This is a genomic window from Moorena sp. SIO4E2, from assembly GCF_010671945.1.
Classification (GTDB): Bacteria; Cyanobacteriota; Cyanobacteriia; order Cyanobacteriales; family Coleofasciculaceae; genus Moorena; species Moorena producens.
Window position 1 is genome coordinate 1 of sequence record NZ_JAAHIE010001294.1, and the last position, 1,264, is coordinate 1,264.

At 41.1% G+C, this 1,264-nt stretch carries 1 protein-coding gene and 1 pseudogene; one reads left to right on the forward strand and one right to left on the reverse strand.

Annotated features, from left to right (window positions below; translation table 11 throughout):
• On the reverse strand, positions 1–405 hold a 405-nt coding region (locus F6K37_RS43085), incomplete at its 3' end, for a Uma2 family endonuclease (RefSeq protein WP_287257300.1).
• 378 nt (positions 406–783) lie between these two features.
• Between F6K37_RS43085 and F6K37_RS43090 the strand changes: the two are divergent.
• Positions 784–996 (forward strand): annotated as a pseudogene (locus F6K37_RS43090) (type II toxin-antitoxin system TacA family antitoxin); the annotation flags it as partial.
• Positions 997–1,264: the final 268 nt, after the last annotated feature.

Below are 1,264 nucleotides of genomic sequence, written 5' to 3' on the forward strand. Positions count from 1 at the left end.
AAGTTTATTGTAGTAATCGTCACGCCAATTAGTTGAAACAACCTCGACGATTAATTTGACTGAATCAGGATTTTGAATAATTGATTCGCTTTCCCAGCGAGATTCAGCCTCCATAACGTCTTGGTTCAAAACAATAATGTCCGGTTCATAACCTGAGTTTTCCCGTTTTGGTTTAACAATTGACTCTCTAGGAATAGTCCAAATACCTCCTTTATCTATCTGCCTAATAACTATCAATAATTGCTCAATCAGGGAACCGGTTAGATTTGAATGTTTACCCTTTGGCTTGGGCATTTCAATAATTACTCCATCATGTAGCTCGTAACGGACTGCTGAGTTTTCGGGATACCAGCTGATAAATTCATCAAAGCTGTATAATTTGGGTTCGGCTTTGGATTGAGTCATAGATCGTTATTCTTGAAGCTGAAATTTCTGGTGACAAAATGACACCATTCTGTTATAGTAAAAGAAATTGAATAATAAATTCAGATGGCAAGTACCACCCCTAATGATACTCGCGTGACAGCTAGGCTTCCTGCATCGGTCAAAGATACGTAAGCATTCAGCTATCAGCCGTCAGCCGTCAGCTAATCAACAGGAGGTAGTAAGCAATCTGGGCGGTGCTGGTAGGCCTGATTGAAAATCCCTGCTCGTTTTACTCATCCGACCTCGCTCAGTTAAAGCGCCTGCTAGCACCTCAAGTAGCACCATCTGTAGGGCTTAAGCTGTTCGCGTAGCGTGGCCGTAGGCCTTTAGCTGATAGCTGACGGCTGAATACTTACGGCTGCGGATTTAACAGGGACAACCTTAAATCAATTTATGGTTCATGCTCAGGTTAAAGAAGCCCAAAAAGCGATTAATACAGAACAGGTGATTCACTTATCACCCCAAGATGCGGATATAATTTTTAGTCTGATTGAAAATCCGCCTGCCCCTAACAACCATTTAAAAGAAGCTATCCAACGTCATCAGGCTTTTTTCAGTGAAAAAGATTGAACGTCTGGCTTATTATGAGGGATACGGGTTTGAAGGAACTAAAGAGCATCCATTATTGTTGTTTTTACCTTTATCTAGTTTAGGTAGTGCTTGAGAAGCTAAATCTCAAAAATAGAACTTTCCAGAAGATCAATAACTGCTGAAACCGCTGTTTGCACCGCTCCTTGAACTGAAGCATGATTAATTGCCAAGTGTTCCCCTGCAAAGAAAACACGAGGATTATCTACTGGATAAGCTTGACCGAGTAATGGTTGATATTTCTCCCGAT